This is a genomic window from Paenibacillus sp. LPE1-1-1.1 (assembly GCF_040676435.1).
Taxonomy (GTDB): domain Bacteria; phylum Bacillota; class Bacilli; order Paenibacillales; family Paenibacillaceae; genus Pristimantibacillus.
Genome location: NZ_JBEGHY010000023.1, coordinates 136,285 through 158,237, shown reverse-complemented (window position 1 = coordinate 158,237; position 21,953 = coordinate 136,285). Strand labels below are relative to the sequence as shown.

The following is a 21,953-nucleotide window of genomic DNA, read 5'->3' as shown; positions in this document are numbered from 1 at the left end:
ATTGGGCACTCACTCCTCCCTTGCCTGCCGTTAATTCAAATGTATATCGAATGCAGCCTTAACTTGTAGGTGATTTACTGCGCATTTATAGGCTATTTTTACTGCTTTTTCCTATTCCACGATTCCTGTTCTTTCAACACCCTCGATAAACCACCGCTGGGCGAACATATAGAGGACAATCGGCGGCAGGATCATCAAAAACGTTGTCGCCATGCTGATCGGTTCGGTGAATATGGAAGGTCCGCTAATTTCGGCTTGCTCCCGGATCATAGAAGCAATGCGCGAGATGCCAAGCGAGAGCGGCGGCGTTTCAGCATTGGCCAAATACATGCTCGGTAAATAGAAGTCGTTCCAGGTCCAAACGAAGGAAAACAGGAATACGACAAGAATGGCCGGCTTGGCCAGCGGCATCATCACTCTGAAGAAAACTTTGTAGACACTGGCGCCGTCGATTCTCGCAGCTTCCTCAAGCTCTTTCGGCTGGGTGGAGAAGAATTGACGGTAAATGATGATGAACAGCGCGCCTTTAAGCCCAAGCCCGAACAGGGCGGGAACGATGATCGGAATTACCGTATCCAGAACGCCCAGCACTCTGGCGAAGACCAGATTCGGCAGAATCGTCAACTGGAGCGGTACGATAAAGGTGATCAGCAGAAAGAAAAACAGGACCGGCTTGAAAGGCACCTTCAGCCTTGCAAAGGCATAGCCGGCAATTGCGCAGGAGAAAGTTTGCAGTAAAGCCACAGAGACGGAAAGCAGCATGCTGAGTCCGAAAGCCTTCGGATATTTGAGCCATTCCCAGGCATCCTGAAGATTTCCGAAATAAATAACCCGCGGAATCCAATTTACCGAAGGGTCCAGCAAATCCGCTCCGTCCTTGACCATGGTTGTGACCATGTGCAGCACCGGCTTTAAGTAAATGTAAGCCGCATCGATCAGAATCAGATAGATGAATATTTTAAATAGGAGTCCTTTGTCGGCCTCCCTGCCGAAAATGGTATAGCGGACCTTGCTCAACCAACTTGAAACAGCGGTCATATCCGTGCGCTTCGTTCCCAAACGCGTGGAAATTTCCGCGCGTTTGGTCCGCAAACCGATTTTGGCCAGCATTTTGTCCATCCCGAGTCACCTCTTCCCTCATTTTTGGCCGCTAAGCGGTCATCCGCTGCGATCTCGTCGCTCTGCTGAAAAGAATGAATATAACAATCAAAAAGATGCTGATGATCAAAAAGTAAAGCCAGATGAGCGCACTGAACTGCCCGTACTCGCTATCGCGCACCCGCATAATAATCGGATTGGTAGGAAACGTAAACAAATCTACGACGGTATAGATCATGTTCAGGAATATAAACGGCGTCATCGCCGGTAGCGTAATCTTCCAAAAGGTCGCCCACGGGCCAGCCCCGTCGATGCGCGCCGCCTCATAAGCCGAATTGGAAATCGTCTGGCGTCCCCCCAGAAAGATCAAAATTTGAACCCCGGAGTACCATAAAATCAAGACGAAGGAATCGAGTATCCATATGAGCGGTGTCGCCCACGTCTGGGGTAAGTTTCCGCTGATCAATCCCGACACGTTATATTTGGACATAAAGCCGAGGGCGCCTTCGCCCTGCGTCAGCAGCTCGCTGACGACCTGTCCCGTGGACAAAATGACCGGCAGAAAGAAGATGGCGCGAAACAGCGAACGGCCCATAAATTTCTGGTTCAAGACAATCGCGATCAGCAAAGCAAAGATGACGATAACCGGAACCATAAATAAGGTTTTCTGGAGGAACGGGATCAAGTCGTTATACAGCAGGCTGCCGTCCGCGAGCAATATATCTTTGTAATGCTTCAGCCCAACATAAGAGCTTGTCATCCCCGTCGCCACCACGTTAACTTTGCGGAAGCTCATGTATAGGGAAAATCCGAGCGGAAAGCCCATAAACATCACAAAGCCGATAAACCAGGGAGCAATGAAGATCGTCCCTTCGACATATTCCATCATGGCCGCTTTAAGCTTTGTTGCTCTAGTCATTGGTTCGCCGCCTCCCCGTCCAAGACGATGAAGTTTTTCGCCGGGAGCTCCAAATCGCCGTGCTTATAAGGCTCCGTATTGTAATTGACGATAATTCTCTTGCCGCTCTCATATACCGTTTCCTTCACATTGTGAGCGAGCGTCCTGTGTTCGACGATAAATTGGTTCTGAACGTCGCCGAGCGTCTCGTTGAAGCGTTTGTATTCTTCCGCCGAATACGAGGCCCAGTCCGAAAACTTCGTGCTGTAATAACGGATGCCGTAAGCGCTAAGGAAATCGCTTGTGTCCGCATGGGTAAACACGAAAGAAGGTACGGCCCCGTACTCGATTTCTCGTAAAAAGCCGTTGCCGTTCTCGTCCCGGTTGTTCGAATAATCAAACGAGTAAGTAATTAATCCATGAGTCGCGATTTGGGAAAACGGAACCGCCTCGTCCGAGAACAAATCGTAGGAATAGTCAGAAACCATATTTTGAATATGGTGAACATAAGGCAAAGCATAAAAATTCGACCTTACGCCCTGCACGCCGCCCAATCCGCTCTGGATCGTTTTCAGGATATCGACTTGGACATCTTTCGCTTCATCTCTTGACGAGCCGTATTTGGTATTGTAATCACTGAACAGCTCCTGTCCCGTTCGGCTCACGACAAGGCCGTCGATACCCAGCTTCTTGTAACCTTCCAAGTCGTCTTTGAACATTTTCAAATTGAATTTATCGCTGACCGCAGAGACATTATCCTCGTTGTAAAGCATCCGTACATCGATGGTTTGACCGGCCAAATTCGTCACGCCGGCAAATTCCTTCTCAAATCCTCCCGCGCCGGTATTGTTCAAGGCGTATTCCGTATCCAGATATACCGGAGCGCCCAGGCTGTGGGCATAATCGACGAACGACTTCATTCCTTCGTCGCCGCCGATGCTGGAATCAACCGGCAGCGTTTGCCCGAATTGGCTGTAGCCGCCTTTTTGCCATCCGGTATAGGTGATTGACATGTTCCCGATGCCAAGCTCATGCAGGGTTCTCACCATTTGTTCCGCTTCAGAGGTCGTTGTGCCCTTGATGTATCGGCCCGCCAAGGTTCCCTTCTCCTGATCGCCGCCGACAATGGTTAAGTACAGCGGCACGTCGGAAGTACCGGCTTCCAACTTCTTCAGTCCTTTTTCTTCCATTAAATATTGGCGGTATCGCTCTGCCATTCCGACATAATCCGATTTCGCCTTATCAAGAATGTAGTATCGTACGACCCGGTCGCTGCCGAACAGCTCATCCCGGTTAAAATCAACGAAACCGGATTCTTCTAAATTTTTTCTTGTATATTGAAGAAAGCTCGACCGGAAGTTCATCTGTGCCGTTATCCAGTTGTAATCGCTGAATACGCCGGAGGGCGACGCAACGATATTGGCATACGCCTCGCCGTCATTCAGGACGGCAAGAAACCCTTTATTGCCGGATTTCATTCCGAAAACAGGCATTGTAACCGGATTCCGGTTATTGTCGAGTCCCTTATAAACCATATCCGATCCGTACACGCTCTCGTCGTACAACTTATTAACATTCAGCTCGTTTTCCTTGAAATTGATGAGTGCCCCGGGTCCGTCCGGGATAAACAAATAGCCTTCCTGTCCATCCGTATGGGTCGCGCCAAAAAACGGGTACAGCCTGACCCAGATGAGTCCCAGCTTGTTCTCCTTAATGCCTTCCCGAATAATCTTCGTCTGGACGTAATCCCCGTCGATGGTTACCTCAACCGGTATGGTAAAGCCTGTCTCAGGCAGCTCGAATGTCAGTTGAAATCCTCCGGGAATCGTCTTCAAGTCCTTAATGCGGTCAACACCAGGAGTAAAGCTCAATTCCTTCGGATTCAGAATCGGCTCCGAGAAATCAACATACTGAATCATGATTGGAGAGGAGAGATGCTGCTTCCAGGTTTTGGATACCTCTTCCTTCGACCAATACTTAGGATCGGGATAGGAATAATAGATCTCATTGTTCCTCTTGTCCTCCATAATAAAATGGCCGGTATTGACGTCCATCTTCAGGCGGAGCACATCCGACTCCGCAACATTGCTGAAGCTGGTCAATTCGGGCAGCGTAGGATTTTTATCGGTTTGAGCGCTATTGGAGCTGTTATCCGCCGGCACCACCGGCGGTCCCGCCGTCGCTTTCCAAACAAACCGGGTATTGGCGGCGATCATAATAAGGGCAATAACAATCAGGACGGCTGCGATTACGGCGGGCAGAGACCGTTTAGTGAGCAGCAATTTGATCCACTTCATCGCAAAGTCACCTCCTGGAAGATTTCATATAGGAAGGAGAACAAATCGCTTGTCAATCCAACCGTAATAAAGAGAAGAATACCAATGATGATCATCGTAACCAGGGTCAGCACAATATTGATAAGCGTTTCGCCGACGCTGTAATTGTGAATCCACTGCGTATTCCAGAACATGAGCAGGCCGATCCAAATGACAAGGCCTTGGGAAATGAAACTATACACGGACGATTCCGATAAGGTCATGACATTAGACAGCATGGCAAGCGGAATTCCTATAAGAATGTATGGAACAAGTGCGTAAGCGCTTCCTATAAAGATATCCCGGAACCTGCCCTCACCCCGGTAGATCGAGCTGACTAAATAATTTGCGATGACCCACATGATCCACACAACGAAAAACTGGGTAAATACATTGTAAACGTTGACAAAATGAACAAGTTGAAAAGAGAAACTGGTGACGTATTCGCGAATCAAGAGGGCTGAATAAGTCCCGACGATAATAACAGCTGCGCTCCAATACGTTCCTTTGCCTTCATACCGGATGGCGGTGAATCCGTCAACCGGATGCCTCAGGATATAGAACGCATGCTTAAAATGGGTAATGAGCGGGTTTTGCGAACGTTCCCGGCTGCGCCATTTGGCCTTCAGACGCTTCGTCACCGTCCACTTATCCAACGCAACCATCAGGAAAATTCCTACTATTATAAAAGTGGCGATCCAGGAAAAGTTTTTCTGAAACCACAACAGCCGGATTTGCCAATAGGATTCAGAAAACCCTTCCTGATCTCCTGCAGCTTTAAACATACTTTTCGCTTCTTCGAACTGCTCCTTTTTGAATGCCGCTTGTGCCAGGCCTTGAATCGCCGGAGTGAAATCGGCGTTCTGCCGAAGCACCTCCTGCCACATCTTCTCGCTATCCTCATAGAAGCCCGACAAGGTCATTTTGTTTGCTTCAACGACCTTCTGCCCAAATTCCGACATCCGGAATTTCTGAATAATATTTTCCTGATCGTCCAGGACGAACAATTCATTCTTGGAGTTGAAATCGAGAGCAACCGGGCTTTTCATGAGCCCGATTTGAGAGGTGCCTGCAGCGGACGGTCCGCCCCAGAAGTAAAGCAAACTTCCATTGCCATCGTAATGGCTTATATATTTGAACTGCTGGTCGACAACAGCGATATTTCCTTCGCTGTCTACCGCAACGTCGATCAGCTGCGGGGTCTTGACGGCGGTCGGCGCGAGCCCTCTCGTATCAAATGGACGGTATTCCCCGAACGAGCCCTGAGAGCTTCGAAGCATGTTAGCCCCGCGGGAGTTCAATTTCTTCAGCTGGTTGCTGGAAATCGATCCTCCGGTAACCGTGTAGATGAACCCGTTGCTGTCGCTTGCCAGACTGTTGATCGTTTCCGGTCTTTTCAGCACTTCCCTAGCGTACATTTTCTCGGTATACAGCCATTTTTTTAGAGCATCCATGGCGGACAGCACCGTTTGGTTTGTCCCGAAATATCCTTGAAGATTGCCGTTTGGATCGAGCACCAGCAGTCCTTCGTAGCTCCCTTGCGAAGCGACATACAGAAATCCGCGTTCGTCTACGATCAGCTTAACTGGTGTAAAGACGAATGTGTCGGAAATAAATTTCGAATCCGGTTTCTTGAATTCCGTGATCAGCTTCCCTTCCTTATCCAATTTGACGATTCTCCGGTTGCCAGTATCGGCGACGAAGATTTCGCCCTCCTTGGTGACGAACACCCCTTCGGGCTTGTTCAGCGTACTTTCCGGAACGGTTATAAAGCGGATGAGTTTGCCGCTGTCGTCCAGCTGCACGATCCGGTTATTTCCCGTATCCGCAATGAATATTTGGTTTTTGTCATCGATAAAAATGTCTTTCGGATGTGACATGGACGATATCGTCTTCACCGAAGGATCGTTCGGATCGGTCATATATAGATCTTCTCCGATGACATCGATCGGAATGTAGGCTGGCTGAAGCCATATAAGGTTACCGGCGCTGTTCTTCGTGTACGTGTTGTACTTGACGTCTGCCTTAGCTGTCAATGGAAGAAATACGGTACTCAAGATGATCAGCGAAAGGAACAACCACAGCCCGCCGCGTTTATATTTCATGCTTTAGACCTCCGTTTGCTCCGCATCACTTGATGCCTGAGTGAGCCATAGTTGTAATGACCTTGCTCTGAAAAATAAGGAATATGATAAGATTCGGCAGGAACATGATCAGCGCGGCTGCTGCTGCTGCACCTTGCCTTGCAACACTATTGGCCATATTGGATGTCAGTGTGGAAATAAAGAATGGAAATGTCTTCATGGTCTCATCCTGCATAAAGAGGCTTGACGTTTCCGTATTTCCCCATGCGTCCTGAAATGCGATGATGCTGATCGTCGCCACCGCGGGCATGCAGATCGGAATGACAATCTTCAAAAATATGGTAAATTCCTTCGCGCCGTCTATTTTGGCCGCATCCAATAATTCATCCGGAAGCTGGTCGATAAACTGCTTCATTAGGAACACGCCGACCGGTACGGCAACCATTGGGAGAAGATGCCCGAAATAAGTGTCCATGACTCCCAAATTACTGACGACCAAATACCTTGGAATCGCGACGGTTTCCGGAGCGAACAACAGCGTCACAAGAATAGTGCCGAATACGATCCGGTGTCCGGGAAATTTATGCTTGGAGATCGGATAAGCGCACATCGCGCTTACTCCCGTGACGAGCACGACAGTCATGACGGCCACAAACACGCTGTTGAAAATATACCGGGACATCGGAATCGCCGAGTTTTTCGTAATCGCCCACAATTCAATGAAATTTTGCATCGACGGGTTTCGCACCCATATCGTCGGCGGAAAATTGAACAGCTCCTGGTAAGGCTTGAGTGCATTATTAAAAATGTACACGAGCGGCATCAGCATAAAAATACTGAGAAGAACAAGCATTACAGCCGATATTTTTTCCGTCGGAGTCAGGCGGAACGGCTTTGAGCGTCTCCTCCAAAGCTTGGAAATCCGAATCGCAGAAGTCGTTTTCATCATTCATCCTCCTTCGTACCGAACAAACTCCAACAAAATTTGTTGGCCACATACATCAAGAGCAAGAGGAAGACGGATAAGGCTGTCGCATAGCCGAGTTCCATGCGGATAAAACCATAATCGTTAATATGGTTAACGATCAAATGCCCTGAATATTCCGGCGTCGGGTTCATGCCGGAAAGCTGGCTGCCGATCCCCCCTGCCTTGAACGTGCCGACAATGGCCATGACCGCACCGAACAGCATCTGCGGCTTCATCGATGGAATCGTGATGTACCATATTTCCTCGAGGCGGCTTCGGATTCCGTCCAGCTTACCCGCTTCATACAGCTCGGAGTTCACGTTCAGAATGCCGGCCAGCATGGCCAGAAAGCCGATTCCCATGCTGGACCACAAGGTGACGACAATCATCGAAGTCATCAAATACTCCTTGCTCGTTACCCACAATTGCGGATCGCTGACCAGGCCGAGCTTAAGCAGGAAACTGTTCAGATAACCGATGCGGTCTCCGGACAGCATCGGCTGCCACACGATAGCCATGGCGATCCCCCCCGTCAGAGACGGGGAGTACATCGCCAGCGCAAACCATTTGCGTGACGTTCGCGGCAGGATCGAGATCAGCCAGGCAAGGAGAAACGCAGCGATATAACCTCCGGGACCGACAATGACCGAGAATTTAAATGTATTGGGCAGCGCGTATTTGATAAACAGCAGATCCTGCGAAATCATGTAACGGAAGTTGTCCCATCCGACAAATCGCGGCGGCTGCAACGAGTTGAAATACGTAAAGCTAAGTAAGAAGGCGGCGATTACCGGAATCATGATAAAAAGGATAAAGCAGATCATAAATGGCGCGATAAAAAGATAAGAAATGCGGTAGGACCAAATCTTCTGAAGGAGCGTTTGCGTTTTGCGCGCCGTATTAAAGGCAGCAGTCGCATCAAGGCTGTTTATCGGCTTCGATTCCGCTTTTAACATACGGCTCCACTCCTTTCCAAGGTTCCGTCACCACCGGTAAATTTAATGATTTGACGGTTTTGCCGTTTGCGTCGATGAACTTAAATTCCTGTAATTTCCGGGTCATCTCCCGCTCGATGTCCTTGACGGCGGTCTCCAGCGAGCTCCGGGGATTGATGCCGTCCAATACGGTGCGATTCCATGCGTTTTGAAGCTCGCGGGCTAAATAGTAGGAGCCGGGGACGTTCGGAACTTCCTTAAACCATCTCCACTGCTCCAAAATGCTGGCCGCATCTTCCGGTTTCCACGGGAGTGTCATAAACGCTTCGATGTTGGACGTATTCCAACGGAACGCTTGTCCGTTCAGCATCTCGATATCGTTGCCGAACCTCTCCTGCGCCTTGGCGGACGTCCACCATTTCAGAAATTCCCAGCTTTCCTCCGCCATTTTTGTGCTTTTGAATATGACGCCGCTTTGGACGCCGCCGCTCATCCAGCGGGCAACGGTTCCGTCAGTCTGCATCTTGCCCGGAATCGGCGCTATCCCCCAAAGTCCGTTCAATTCCGGCGCTGCAACCATCAGCTGAATGTAGGCAGTTATATCGGATATTCCAATTGGGACAGCGCCGCTACGGAACGATTGGAAGAAGCTGGCTAACTGCTGGTCAGCCGCATGAACATTGTATAGATCCGTCCACTCTTTAAAGCCTTGAAACCCTTTCGGCGTTGTCAAAGCGGTCTTCAATCCGTCCTGCTCAAAAAATTCGGCACCGTTCTGATAGAAGAACGCGGCGTTGGATACCGGCGGAAAATTCAAGTTGTTCTGCTGCAGCGTTGGCAGCATCTCATAGACGTCATCCCACGTATTTGGAACCTTCAGTCCCAAGCGATTCAAGATATCCTTGCGATAGTACAGCATCTCGAAAGTTTGCGTTTCCGCGACACCGTAATAACCGCCGTCGTAATAGAACGGAATCCATGTTCCAGGAGCAAACCGCTCGTACATTTGATTGAAATCGGGAAATTGCGTCAGGTCATACAACCCGCCCCGTACGGCGTATTCAAACGGCAAATCCTGCGATAATCCAAGCGCGACGTCAGGCGCGATGCCGGCCGCATTCATGAGAACGAGCTGATCTGAGCCCGGCAGCAGGTTCACCTTAACCTTGATCCCCGTTTCCGGGGTAAACATTTCATCGGCCAGCTGTTGAATCAGATTGACGTAATCCCTTCCCCGCTGAACCCAAACGTTCAGTACTCCTTTATCCCCGTTACCAAGCTTCGACTTGGACTTAAAGGTGTACAGAAAGTCAAACATGCCACCCTTAAACTCCTGGAAAAAGCTTGCCTTCATCTTCGGAACGTCTTCGTTTGAAGGAACGATGTACAGACGGTCGAGCTGAAGCGGCTGCGAACTCAGCTGCTGCAAATAATCGGCGAGCTTGCCCTGCATACTCGTCAGCTTATCGGCTTCATAAGCAATTTGATTAATGTTGGACAGAAGCTCCTGCATATCCTTCTCGACGGTTACCATCCCCTGCGTCAGGGAATCCGATCTCCCGTTTACGGATACGAGACGCTCCTTAACCTCGCGAAGACGCTCGTAAAGATCTTGGAATTGGGTGACAAAATCGGGCAAATCGCGTTCGATGTTCCATGTCCGGTTCGGGTCCACTGCTCCGCCGGTGAGCGCGTTTATATCAAGCACCCGGTCCTTCAGACCGGATATAATATTGTCCAAATCGACCATAATTGGCTTCAGCGGAGCTTGCGTTACACGCATCGTCAGTGTATTAGCACCCTTCTTCAGCTCGAACTCGTACGGCTCGCCGTTCTCATCCTGGAGAGTAGTCCCTTGCCAGCCGGACGCATAAGGGAAACGATAAGCTTCCATTTCCGAGAAAGGCACTTTTCCGTTGACAGATATGGACCTGAATGTCGAACGGTTAGAGGAATAAGACTGCTGGAAGCGCATCGCGATTTTGTACAAGCCGCTTTCCGGGACGTCGAGGGTCCAGGTCACTTCTTGATTGCCTGTCGCCCAGCGCTCTCCATTGATTGCGTTGTAGATTATTTTCCCTCTTTCATAGGGAGTGGAGGCGACGTCGTTATCGTAAGAGAGCGAGATGGAAGAATCGTTCTTCCAAGTTGCCCGCTCCGCCTCGATTTCGATCGGATCGCCGGATACGGCCGCCGCTCCACCAGTCCGCCTGTTTGCGACGGTTTGATAATCGTCGATTGGATCCGGGGCGTGCAGCCTGATCGACTCGATCGCCAGCGGATCGCTACCTGACAGGCGCAGTAGGTGCTTGCCTGCTGTCAAATGCCAAAGCAGCGGATGTTCATTGCTGCCTCCCGAATCACGCAGCTGGGCGGTCATCCAGTCGCTGACATCAAATGAAGGAGGCCTGATTTCATCGCCGTATTCGTCCTTCTTCGGAGGCATTTCGTCCTGCCATTTGCGGTACAGCTGCACCGATCTGGATTCCAAATAGGCACTGGTCTGATCGAACATAAGATTGAGCGTAATCGGCTTGCGGTATTTGTCCCCGATAAATGGATGATAAGAAATGTCAATCGCATACAGGCCTTCCTGTTCCACATGGATCTCATATTCGATCCATTCGTCGGATTCCGCTCCCCATACGAGCACGTTGTCTTTGTTTTCGTAAGATCCAACCCTTATTTTTGCGTTCTCAGATTTCCCGGAGTAAGCCGGCCCTTGGACGGTTATTTGACCGTGCACTTCAGGGATTCCTTTCTGCTTCCACTGCTCAAGCACTTCGGAATAATAGGGCTCGCCGCTATCCGCTGCCGTATCCCCGCTGTCGTCAGAGAGATCAGCTTCTGGCGCTTGAGACAGAGCGTCATCCTTCGTTACGGAAGCGTTCTCGTTGGACGGCATCTGCGATGCATAGCCATTAAAGGCTGTGCCGAACAGAAACAACAATACCATCGCGATTCCGATCCGATGCCGGAACCGCAGAAACGTTTTCACTTCTCATCCCTCCACGCGCTCATCGTAGTGCAGTAAGTTTTCTCCCGTATCCAAATCGAAAAAGAGAGCTTTCCGCATATTAAGCGTCAGAATAACCTTCTCGTTTTCCCGGCTGCCCTGGTCGATGTTGGAGCGGGCAGTCATCAAATTAGGCGCCCCGATCTCGGCATATAAATAAAGATCCGCTCCCATAAACTCACTGAGCTTATGGATGCCCGGAATCTGCGAATGCGGGTGCGTCTCGCACATGGCAGGATCCAAATACACGTCCTCGCTTCGTATGCCGAGCATGACGTTCCTGCCCGCCTTTCTCTTATCGATCAGCGTCTTCGACTGGCTTTCGGGAATGGCGAGCGAATACTTCCGGGTATGGAATTCAAGTGTGCCTCTAGAGGTCTCTAGCAGCTTGCCTTCAACCAAATTGATCGGAGGAGCTCCCATAAATCCGGCTACGAACATGTTCTTCGGGCTGCTGTATATTCGCTGCGGCGTATCGACCTGCTGGACGATCCCGTCCTTCATCACAACGATGCGGTTTCCCATCGTCATTGCCTCAACCTGGTCATGCGTCACGTAAACCGTCGTAACGCCGAGCTGCTTGTGCAGCTTAATAATTTCCGTCCTCATCTGTACCCGAAGTTTAGCATCCAGGTTAGACAAAGGCTCATCCATCAAGAAAACCTGTGGATTGCGGACGATCGCCCGGCCGAGCGCAACCCTCTGCCGCTGCCCACCGGAAAGCTGCCTCGGCTTGCGCTCCAGGAAATTTTCAATTTCCAGCGTGCGGGCCGCTTTTTTGACAGCCATATCGATTTCGTGCTTGGGCAGCTTGCGCATGCGCAGACCGAACGCGATATTCTCATAAACGTTCATGTTCGGATATAAAGCATAGTTTTGAAATACCATCGCGATATCGCGGTCCTTCGAAGGCAAATGATTGACCAGACGGTCGCCGATAAAAATTTCGCCGGATGATATGTTCTCCAGCCCTGCAATCATTCGCAAGGTCGTCGATTTGCCGCATCCGGACGGGCCAACCATGACAAGAAATTCCCCATCCTTAATTTCCAGGTTAAAATCTTGTACGGCGCAAAGTTTATCCTTACCGTATCGTTTTTCCACGTGATTCAGTATGATACAGCCCACATTGACACCTCCCGATTCCTTTTTTATGATAACGGTTTCAACTTTCTTAGTATGATACTCATTATATATTGGCCTCTTGATTGCATTATAGGTGAGGTTCGCACATTCTATAGGCGGATTACGCTTTTGCAACGGATTATTCGATTTTCCAATCCTGGAAATTTTGACGGTATTTTCTCGGTGTAACACCGGTTTTCTTGCGGAATAAAGCATGAAAAAACTTCATGTCCAGATACCCGATAAGGTTAGCGATTTCGTGAATGGAGATATCCGTCGATTCAAGCAGCTCGCAGCATTTTTGAATCCGGATATTTTGCAAATACTGGATAAACGTTAGTCCCGTCAATTTTTTGAACTGACGCTGAAAGTGGCTGATACTCATATAGAAATGGTCCGCCACATTTTGGGCCGTAATGTTTTTGGAGTAATGATTTTTAATAAAATGCATGACATCGTCCAGTTTGTCGATGGGCGAAGGCATGTACTCTTTTTCCATCTCCAGACGCTGCAGCAAAATCAAAAGCTGGATCAGGGTTGTGTTCAATATGATTTCGCAGCCCTGGTTCCGTTTCAGATATTCACAATGCATGTTGTGGATCATATTCTGAATCGTGTTGTGCTTGTCTTGAAACTGAAGCCATCTCCCTTTTCGCTCTTGCGGATAATGGATCAAGCGAATCGTTTCCGAATTTCCGGTGAAATAATGACTCCAGTTCTCCATCGCCTTGTTCCGGAAAATACAGTTGTACACGACAAGCACCTTGTCGCGTTCCGGAGAGGAGGGCCGGAATACATGAGAGGTGCCGATCGGGATGAGAAACACGTCCCCTTGCTTGACCTGCACCACCTTATCCTCGATGTAATGAAAACCGCAGCCCTCTCCGACAATACTGATCTCTACAAAATCGTGAGTATGTTGGCCAAGAGAAAATGCTTCCTGCTCCCGGTTGACGAAAATATCGATGTCAAGATCAAAGAAGCTCTCACCTTTAAGCTCCGCCACTATTCCGTTCACGACAATCCCCTCCTTTAGCTCATCACCGCAATTGACTCAAAGGCAGTTCGAACCGGCAAAGTCCATCATTTGCAAAAGCTTGTTTGCCGTTTACATATAATCGATAGCCTTCTGCAATTCCGGCATCATCCAGTGCGCTTCCGGGCTTCCGGTAAGTAATGCGAAGCTCCGCCCCGGCTGCTTTAACCCGGTCGAGGCAAAAATAATCGAGTCCGGCGTCAATCGGATCGAGTACGATACGGTCCTCCTCGATGGATAATCCGGCAATATGAGCAATCAGCAGATCGATGTAAAACGAATGATTGTACTCCTGCTCATCGCTGAGCGGCTCGCCCGTTGCACTGTTATAATGCTCGACGAGCCCGGGTTGGTTCAAATCCCTGTTGAAGAAGTGCAGGAAGGAGTATTCGCGCAAATAATGGGTAAACTGGCCGTCATACCGGTGGCCGCTGCGCTTGCTCTCCTTGGCAAGCGCGTCAAGGACGATCGAATTCGTATAAGGCCATGTCGGCCCGTCCCACACGCAGCCGTTTCGCCCTTTAACGAAATGCCCCATCCATCCCCCATCTTTCGTATAAGCGGGGCAGTCGGCAGAGACAGACGGAAACGGACAGCCCGTGTCAAACTCGCCCGCATTGAACAGATGATCGATGAGCGCATCGTGCTTGTTATCGATGATTTGTGCCCAGGCCGGATAGAAGCCGACGATATTTTTCACCAGCGCTTTCTCGTCCGTTTCATGATGAAGATCATAAAAGAATGCGCTTTCATCATCCCACATTTTTAGCAGGATATCCGTTCTGATGCTCTCGGCCTGCTTATGGAAAGCCTCGGCATCCAGATCACCCAGTTCCTCGCACAGCTTGGCTACGGCAAGCGCATTCAAATAATGGTATACCGTTCGGTCAACGCGTTTAACATGCGTATAAGTTTCCGGATCCTTGGGATTTCTTGGATACTGATGAAAATACCAATAGCTCGGCTGGTATTCCTTACCCGTACGGGTATGGCGGTATTCGATCATCAATTCGTCCCGGTCGCTGCCGTGCGCCCGCTTCCAGGCGGTGATCTGCGCTTTCAAGCCCGGCAGCAGCGCAATCATTGACTCCTTGTTCCGGTGTACCAAATACAGCTGATACGCGGCCCAGCAGGAAAAATTGGCGAAGGAGTGCATCACGGTGTCGACTGTCATACAGCAAAACATGCCGTCCTCATTCGGACTTTCCTTCATATTTTGCAAGGAGCCTTCGCTGTATGTAGGGTCGTGATGCCATCTGGCATCCATGAGATGAAGCGGAACAGACAGATTAATTAGCTTGCAAAACTCCCATCCCCCTTTGCTGAAAGGGGCTTTGCTCTTCTTGTGCGATCTGCCCTCGTAGAACAAAGGAAACTGCAAATGCCCGTACTTCGGATCAGCTAAATTGTGGCGCAGCAAAAACCAACGGTATGTCCACGTCTTGTTCAGCAGCGGATCGCTGCAGTGAAAACCCGGGATATGCTCGAACCACTCATTATAAGCATCGATATAATCGGCAACAATCTGGGCATGTGAACGGCCGCTAAGCGCATACCCGCTCGCCCTCTGCGTCAGATCATCCGGTAGATCTTGACCGCTTATTCCAAGTGCCGCAGCAATCATGAAGGATTTCGTTTCCCCCGGTTTCAGACGGACTTCACGGAATAAATCTTCATCGCTCGATACAAGTGCGGCGTCGATATTAAAGCTGAGGTGTTGAACCAGAAACGTGCCGTAGAGCCCATTGTCGGTTTCATGAAAAGCATCTCCGTAAGTTTCCAGCTTCAAAACAAGCTCCTCTTTGCCGAGGTTGGACCACGTCTGGAAGGAAACGGCGCAATCGTCCCATGTAATAAACTTCTGCTCACTGAACGATAAGCGCGTATCCTTATATTCCATTCCCAAATGACTTGGGTACCATGCCGTCCGGCACGGCTCAAAGCTTTCGGTTCCCGATGCCGATACGGTGTAAAGCAGCGGAATGTTAACCTTATGAATAAAATCAAACCTGCCGCTGAAGCCGGGCCTCGGTTCCAAATAATCAGCCCACAGGCGTGCGCCCGTCGAACCGAGCAATAAAGCACCCGGTAATGTGCGAAGAGCTTTTCTCCCCGCAAAGAGCTGTTCATCGATGCGGTTTGCCGTCATAATGAAATCCCCCATTTCACAAATTTGAATATCGTGCATCTCTGTCAAAATTAGTATATATCACTGAGTTGACCGATCATTGGTGGATTCTGCCCGAACTATGGGGGAATTCTGCTTTTCAAGTCCGTAATTGTCGGTATATGAGTCCTTTACCGCCCTATATTCGCACATTCGAATGCCCCCGATAAAGAAAACCGCCCCTGCCGGTACCGGCAGGGGCGGAAATTAGAAGCTGCGACTTATTGAACGGTTATGAACGTCGAGTAGGTTTTACCGTTTGGCACTACTGCCGTCAAAGTGAAATCAATTATATTGTTATCGCCCGCATTGCTGCCTGGCGTATACACGATCCGGTTGCTGCTGTCGATATAGATTTTATCTTTGATGTCCGGAGAGGTATTCGTTTGGTAATGAATGTCTCCGATCAAGAAGGTGATGCCGAATAAATCGTTGTACTCGGTTATTTTATCGTTTGCAAAGCTGTTCCCGAACTGGTCTTTCACGGTAACCTTCTTCATCAGCTTTTCATCCCATGGAAGAAGGCCGTTCAGAAGATGGCTGTCGATAACGTTCGCGGATTTATCGGCTTTTATCTCTTGAATCGCCGGACGCTCATCTTTAACCACCACTTCCTTGCTCAGCATTCGTGCCCCTGTCGGAGTATCAAAAATAACGGTAACCGTCGCCTTTCCAGCATTCAAGCCAATTATCCGAGACACATCGTCATCACCGATCAAATCCGGGTCAGATGATCCGATCCGCCTAATAATGCCGGAAGGAAGGGTGACATTTCTGCCTTGTTGATCCTTGGCGCTGATTTCGATTTCCCTTGCGAACACATCTCTGTTGTTGAGAAGATAGGTTGAATCGGTGACTGATGTTATTTCCTTGTGCTCGTAATAATATTTGCCGGCTGCGAACAACGTATCGTCCAGTTCCATTTCGTAGGTCAGCGTTTGACTTCCTCCGAATACTTCTGCAATGGCCGAAGCCGAAGACAGGATGCCGATGGAGGCGCCGGCTGCGTCCACTCTTATGAGCGAGGCGCTAAGCCGGTAGGATCCCGTTTTTATCGGATCAGCGACTAAAGTAACCCCTTTACCGGAGCTATTGTTAATTTCACTCCTGACCGTTGAGTTCCCGTCGCTTAGTGCAGCCGCTCCCTTGGTTGTAACTGCCCCCGCTTCGCCTGCTGTCCTCTCCAGCTTGTATTCGACTTTATATTCGGGAAGCGCCGAATTAAATTGATCGCCATACTGATCCAAAATTTTAAATTTCACCTGCTGCTCTTCCCCCGGAAGAAGCAGGATGCTGTTGTCGCCGTCCATCTTGACGGATGCAGGAACCCGCTCCTGCGGTTGCTCGACATAGACGTTCAATTGCGCATTTTTGCCGGTAAGCGGCAAAATTACGTTGACCAGCGCCTGACCGGCGCCCGTAGCTCGGGCAATCCGGATCTTGCCCCGTTCCGGTCCGTTCGCCTGTACAGCCACTTTTCGGCTTACGTTCGGATTAACGCTGTAATCGGTCCGCAACTGCGGATCCGCTTCCAGCACCAGTTGACCGGAGCTCACGACCTGAATGAGGCCGCTCGTCTCGGCATCGACGATTTGCGATGGAGAAAGGACGTTGCCCTCCTCATCCTTGACGATAATCGGAATATAAACGTCTTCATCCCCAACCGTCAGTGTATCCGAGAAGTCAAATTCAACGGAAGCTGGCATTTGCGCCGCCTTAACCTTCAACTTTACTGATGTCTGCTGGCCATATAGCCTGGTGAACATCATTAAATTCACTTCTTTGCCAACCTTCACATCCGGTGAAACCTCAATTGACAAGTCGGGATAACCGTCGTTGTTGTGATCGAACAGCTTGCCCATTGACGGGTTGTCGCTAAATACGCCCGGTTCCGAGAAAACTGCGGTGATTCCCCGTTCACCGTTTAATAAATCTGTGTCGCTGATGCGGAAGCCGTACTGGTCGAAGGCGAAAAATAACAGGTAGGCCCTTCCGCCGGGCTTTAACGTCTGATCTGAACCGAAAAATTTAAGATCGCCCAGTTCGACCTTCGACACGATCGGCGGATCGCCGACTGTAAACAGCTTGCTAACCGGGTTGGTGTCAGCTGTCATCTGATTGGGCAGTAGGATAACCGAGACGGGCGAACCTTTCGGATGGCGGCTCAAATCCAGCTGGAAGGCCTGCTTTCCGGCCAATGGGACCGCTTTAACATTCGCAGACCCCACTTCAATTCGGAAATTGCTTGCCGTCCAGTCGGATTCCTCGCCGAATTGGTTTGCCGCTTTAAACGCTATGTCGACTTTGGATTGCGGCAATATATCCGAAGATGCGGCAAATTGTAATGATGTCAGCCGCTCATCCTGCGCGATAAATTCCGCTAACGCGTTATTGACGGTATCCTCAGCCAAACCGGACAGTTTGACTTGATATTTTCCTTGGGTCAGTTTCTGATCCAGCGTTATCGTGGCGGACATTTTATCTTTCGCCCATTCGGTATCGCCTGACCGGACCGATCCGTCTTTCGTTACGACGAGCTTCGCTTTATCGGTGTCAACCTCTTTGTTCAGCCAGACAGTCACTTTTTTGGCGCCGGTTGCCTGCGCGTTAAGAATGGACACTCTATCCGGTACTTTACCTGCGAGAAATAGATTACGTGCCTCGTAAGCGGCTAAAGCAAGCTCATACCGGGTCACCGGCGCCGCTCCTTCGAATGCCTTCCCGCCGTCTTTGTTTATGAGCAGTTTATTTTCCAGTGCGTACGCGACATAAGGACGCGCCCACTGGGCAACGGTCTGGTCATCGACCGGTTTGGCCTGCAGGGCTGCATTCTCCAATCCAAGTCCCCGAATCAGAAACGCCGCCAGCTCCTGGCGTCCGACCTCTCCAGACGGATTGTAACGGGTTCCTTTGGCATCGGATCCTTTGGTCAATTTCGCCGCTTTCAATGCTTCGATGTACGGAAGCGCGTAACCGTTTGCATCATCCGGCAAAACATCCGAGAAACTGGAAGCCTTCAGCCGATTGTCAACCGGCAATTCGAAAACAAGGGCGGCCACTTTGGCCATCTGCGCACGGTTCATATTTAATTCCAGTCCGAACCGATCAGCCGAAATACCATTGAATATGCCTGATTTTATTAAGACGTCGAACTTATCCTTCAATTCGGATGAAAGATACTTCAAATCAGTGAAACGGTCGGCCGAATTCTCAGCCGTCCTCTCTTCCGCTGGTACCGCCTCCTCTGCCAGGGCTGCGGGGGAACAAAACGTGTAAAACAAAAGTAAAAGAGAAAGAAACCCGTATATACGCTTCATCATTCACACTTCCTTCAAGGTTGTTATAAAATATAAGCGCTTACAAAAGCTCCGTGCCCGTTAACTATCAGACAAAACATTCCTCCTTCTCTATAGGATAAATTGTATACGGCTGATTCAGTGTATTTATAGGCTGACTTCATCCTTATTATAGGCGGTTTCACGCTGAGGGAGCAGTTCGCGGTATACCGCTTCAATCTGTTCTGTCGACATCGGTTTCGGGTTGTTGTCCATCAGTCTCCGGACATTGAAGGCAGCAGACGACAGGGAAGGGATATCTGTTGATTGCACGCCATAGGCCATCAGATCCTGGGGGATCTCCAGTTCTTTGGTCCATTCCTCTATCCGGCTAATCACCAGCTCCGCCGCAGCAACGGAACTACCCGATTCCCTCGCGATCCCCATTGCACCTGCGACGATCTCCAGTTTGTCCCAAATGCGGTCCATGTTGAACGCCATCACATGAGGAAGTAGCATGGCGTTCGCTACCCCGTGCGGGATGTTAAACCTGCCTCCCAGCGGATAAGCCATCGCATGAACGGCGGCCGTCCCCGAGCCGGCAAGAGCCATTCCGCCGAACATGGAGCCGAGAAGCATCGCGCTGCGTTCTTCAATTGAGCTTCCGTTATGAAAAGAGGGAACGATGCTGCCCGAAATGAGGCGGATCGACTCCAGTGCCATCATGTCGCTGATCGGGTTCGCCTTCACAGAGATATAGGATTCCAGTGCGTGCGTAATTGCGTCCATGCCGGTCGCAGCCGTTAGATGCTTAGGAAGTCCAAGCGTCAAGACCGGATCCAGCACGACCAGCTTAGGAAGTAAATGGCGGCTGATAATGCCGATTTTCAATTCCTCTTTCGCCAATGTGACGATGGCGTTCGGTGTTACTTCCGATCCCGTACCTGATGTCGTAGGGATAAGAACCGTCGGAATTCCTTCGCTCGGAATAAGCTCGGTGCCGATCATCTCTCTTACGCGCAGCCGGTTCGTTCTCAAAACGGACAAGAGCTTCGTCGCATCAAGCACGCTGCCGCCGCCGATTCCGATATAGACGTCAAAATGCTCTTCTCCGATCTGATTGGCCAAATCCTCAATATGATCTTCGGTCGGCTCCCTCATGACGCCGCCGATCACTTCGGAGGCAATGCCTCTTTGCGCCAACTGTGCTGCTATTTCATCCGTTATTCCGTGCTTTCGAATGGTGTCCGAAGCGACGATGAGCACCCTGCTTACCTGACCCGCACCGCTAAGTGCATCACCCAGATTTTGTAAGGAATGCGGGCCGGCGATGATTCTCCCGGCAGTTTGAAATTGATAGTTCCTCGCAGGTTTACTCATGTAAATTCTCTCCTAACTAAGAAGTCAGCCTTGAGCGGCATACCCATCCGTTTATTCGTGAGGACTGTCACCGCCCTCCTTGTGAATCGCTATCGTCTCTTGGATGGCTTTATCCATCGCTTCATTGGCGATCCGAAGCGCAGTTTGGTTGTCTTTGGATTCTTTCGCAATCGAATTCCACACCAAGTCCGTGTTGGCGTAAATATAGGTCAGTCCCGGTTTGCGTGCAGGAGGCATGGCGCCTGTCAAATAAAAGATCGATTGAAAATGTTTCCCGTTCCATTCCGGTATGCCTTTCCCGAATGCCTGTTGGACCGCCGGATCCGTGAGCGGGGACAGGACGCCCTGTTTGGACAGCTCGGTTTGAACTTCCGGCGACAGCAGATAAGCGATGACTTGGAAGGCAAGATCCTTATTTTCCGATTGCTGCGTAATGAACATGCCGTTTGTGCTGGGCTGGAATTTGGATGTAGGCGCTTCCGGAAATACGGGTACAGAAGAAATATCGAAATTGATGTCCTTATTTTCATTGACGATTCGGAAGGCATTTTCCATCGTATCGACGATCATGGCGATATTGCCTTTGACGAAATCATTCGTTTTCACCAATTGATTGCCGGGGATATCATAAAATTTTCTAACATTGTCTACGATTTTCAACCAATTGTCGGATATCATGGCTGACTTCTCTTCATTCGGGTCGAGCGCGGGCTCCGAGAGCTGATTGAACCTCATGTAATGCGCAGGATTCATCTGAAATCCTTTATAGGTGTTGTCTCCCTCCTGACGCGTCAATTTTTTGGCCAATTCATATGCTTCGTTCCATGTCATGCCATCCTTGGGATATTCCGCGCCGAACTTGTCGAAAAGATCCTTGTTGTAAATAAGAACATAATCATTCGTATTAAAAGGCAGCGAGTAAAGTTTCCCATCCGATGCATTTATGGAATGCTGCATATCGGACGGATTCAATTTGCTGGTGTCGAAATTGTATTTTTTGACTAAGTCGCTCATGTCGTATTCCAGCTTAAACTTTTTAATCTGCCGGTATGTGTTGCGGCCGATGTCGTCAAATACGATATCGGGGATGGTTCCCTTCGCAATCAAATCCTCATACCTCGTTCCGTCGTTCCAGGCAATATGTTTGAGTTTGATATCCGGAAACTTCTTTCTAATGAATTGACCGACCTGCTGTTCGAAAATGGCTTCGTCGACGTAGAAAGCGGGCCAGGCCGTAAAAATAAACAGTTCGTTATCAGGCGTATCTACATCTACGATTTCGGTTTCCTGTTGATTCTCCACAGCCTCGATTGTATTCTTGCCGTTGTTATTTTCGGTGCATCCGATAGATACAAGCATGATCAGTGACAATACAATCGCTAAACAAATCCTGTTCTTCACCGTTTAATAAACCTCCAATTACTAAATCGTTTTAGAGAAAAGACGAATGAAAATAGTTGCTTTGGCGTTGTATTATTAGCAGAGCAGTCTTGATTTCACATCATTCACCCCCTGACATCATAAGAATTAAGCTCCTCCCATCATTCCGCACGCTCCAAAGTCTAAGGAGCCTATTAAAAAAATATACGTTTTGGAAGCAGGAACCAATAGGCATTCCGAGCATATTGTAGGCGCTTTCAATCATTAAGTACGGCGT

At 49.6% G+C, this 21,953-nt stretch carries 13 protein-coding genes; all 13 read right to left on the bottom strand.

Translation table 11 applies throughout. From position 1 onward, the window contains the following. Positions 1–111: 111 nt before the first annotated feature. The 13 genes from MRBLPE1_RS17455 to MRBLPE1_RS17395 all read right to left on the bottom strand — a co-directional run bounded on the left by MRBLPE1_RS17455 (position 112) and on the right by MRBLPE1_RS17395 (position 21,697). Positions 112–1,119 carry a carbohydrate ABC transporter permease gene (locus MRBLPE1_RS17455; protein WP_414698895.1) on the bottom strand — a complete coding sequence of 336 codons (1,008 nt, stop codon included), beginning with the start codon at positions 1,117–1,119 and terminating at the stop codon, positions 112–114. 31 nt (positions 1,120–1,150) lie between these two features. After that, complete coding sequence (locus MRBLPE1_RS17450) at positions 1,151–2,017, bottom strand: carbohydrate ABC transporter permease (RefSeq protein WP_364147668.1); 867 nt, start codon at positions 2,015–2,017, stop codon at positions 1,151–1,153. Next, entirely contained in the window at positions 2,014–4,293 is a 2,280-nt protein-coding gene (locus tag MRBLPE1_RS17445) for a DUF5696 domain-containing protein (RefSeq protein ID WP_364147665.1), read from the bottom strand. Before MRBLPE1_RS17445 ends, MRBLPE1_RS17450 begins: the two co-directional genes overlap by 4 nt. Further along, positions 4,290–6,416: a YIP1 family protein gene (locus MRBLPE1_RS17440; protein WP_364147663.1), complete on the bottom strand. Its 2,127-nt coding sequence runs from the start codon at positions 6,414–6,416 to the stop codon at positions 4,290–4,292. The genes MRBLPE1_RS17445 and MRBLPE1_RS17440 overlap by 4 nt, the downstream gene beginning before the upstream one ends. A 25-nt stretch (positions 6,417–6,441) precedes the next feature. Then, on the bottom strand, positions 6,442–7,341 hold the full coding sequence (locus MRBLPE1_RS17435) for a carbohydrate ABC transporter permease (RefSeq protein ID WP_364147660.1): 900 nt from the start codon (positions 7,339–7,341) through the stop codon (positions 6,442–6,444). Beyond that, a complete protein-coding gene (locus tag MRBLPE1_RS17430) occupies positions 7,341–8,318 on the bottom strand; it encodes a carbohydrate ABC transporter permease (RefSeq protein ID WP_364147658.1) in 978 nt (325 codons plus the stop codon). Before MRBLPE1_RS17430 ends, MRBLPE1_RS17435 begins: the two co-directional genes overlap by 1 nt. Then, on the bottom strand, positions 8,281–11,295 hold the full coding sequence (locus tag MRBLPE1_RS17425; RefSeq protein ID WP_364147655.1) for an extracellular solute-binding protein: 3,015 nt from the start codon (positions 11,293–11,295) through the stop codon (positions 8,281–8,283). The genes MRBLPE1_RS17430 and MRBLPE1_RS17425 overlap by 38 nt, the downstream gene beginning before the upstream one ends. A 3-nt stretch (positions 11,296–11,298) precedes the next feature. After that, entirely contained in the window at positions 11,299–12,441 is a 1,143-nt protein-coding gene (locus tag MRBLPE1_RS17420) for an ABC transporter ATP-binding protein (RefSeq protein WP_364147653.1), read from the bottom strand. Between the two features lie 136 nt (positions 12,442–12,577). Next, positions 12,578–13,456 carry an AraC family transcriptional regulator gene (locus tag MRBLPE1_RS17415; RefSeq protein ID WP_364147650.1) on the bottom strand — a complete coding sequence of 293 codons (879 nt, stop codon included), beginning with the start codon at positions 13,454–13,456 and terminating at the stop codon, positions 12,578–12,580. Positions 13,457–13,478: 22 nt separating this feature from the next. Next, positions 13,479–15,623, bottom strand: a complete 2,145-nt coding sequence (locus MRBLPE1_RS17410; RefSeq protein WP_364147647.1) for an MGH1-like glycoside hydrolase domain-containing protein — start codon at positions 15,621–15,623, stop codon at positions 13,479–13,481. 239 nt (positions 15,624–15,862) lie between these two features. Beyond that, on the bottom strand, positions 15,863–18,958 hold the full coding sequence (locus tag MRBLPE1_RS17405) for an S-layer homology domain-containing protein (RefSeq protein ID WP_364147644.1): 3,096 nt from the start codon (positions 18,956–18,958) through the stop codon (positions 15,863–15,865). Between the two features lie 126 nt (positions 18,959–19,084). Beyond that, complete coding sequence (locus MRBLPE1_RS17400; RefSeq protein WP_364147641.1) at positions 19,085–20,296, bottom strand: iron-containing alcohol dehydrogenase; 1,212 nt, start codon at positions 20,294–20,296, stop codon at positions 19,085–19,087. Between the two features lie 51 nt (positions 20,297–20,347). Then, positions 20,348–21,697 (bottom strand): ABC transporter substrate-binding protein, encoded by a 1,350-nt coding sequence (locus tag MRBLPE1_RS17395; protein ID WP_364147638.1) that lies wholly within the window; start codon positions 21,695–21,697, stop codon positions 20,348–20,350. Positions 21,698–21,953: the final 256 nt, after the last annotated feature.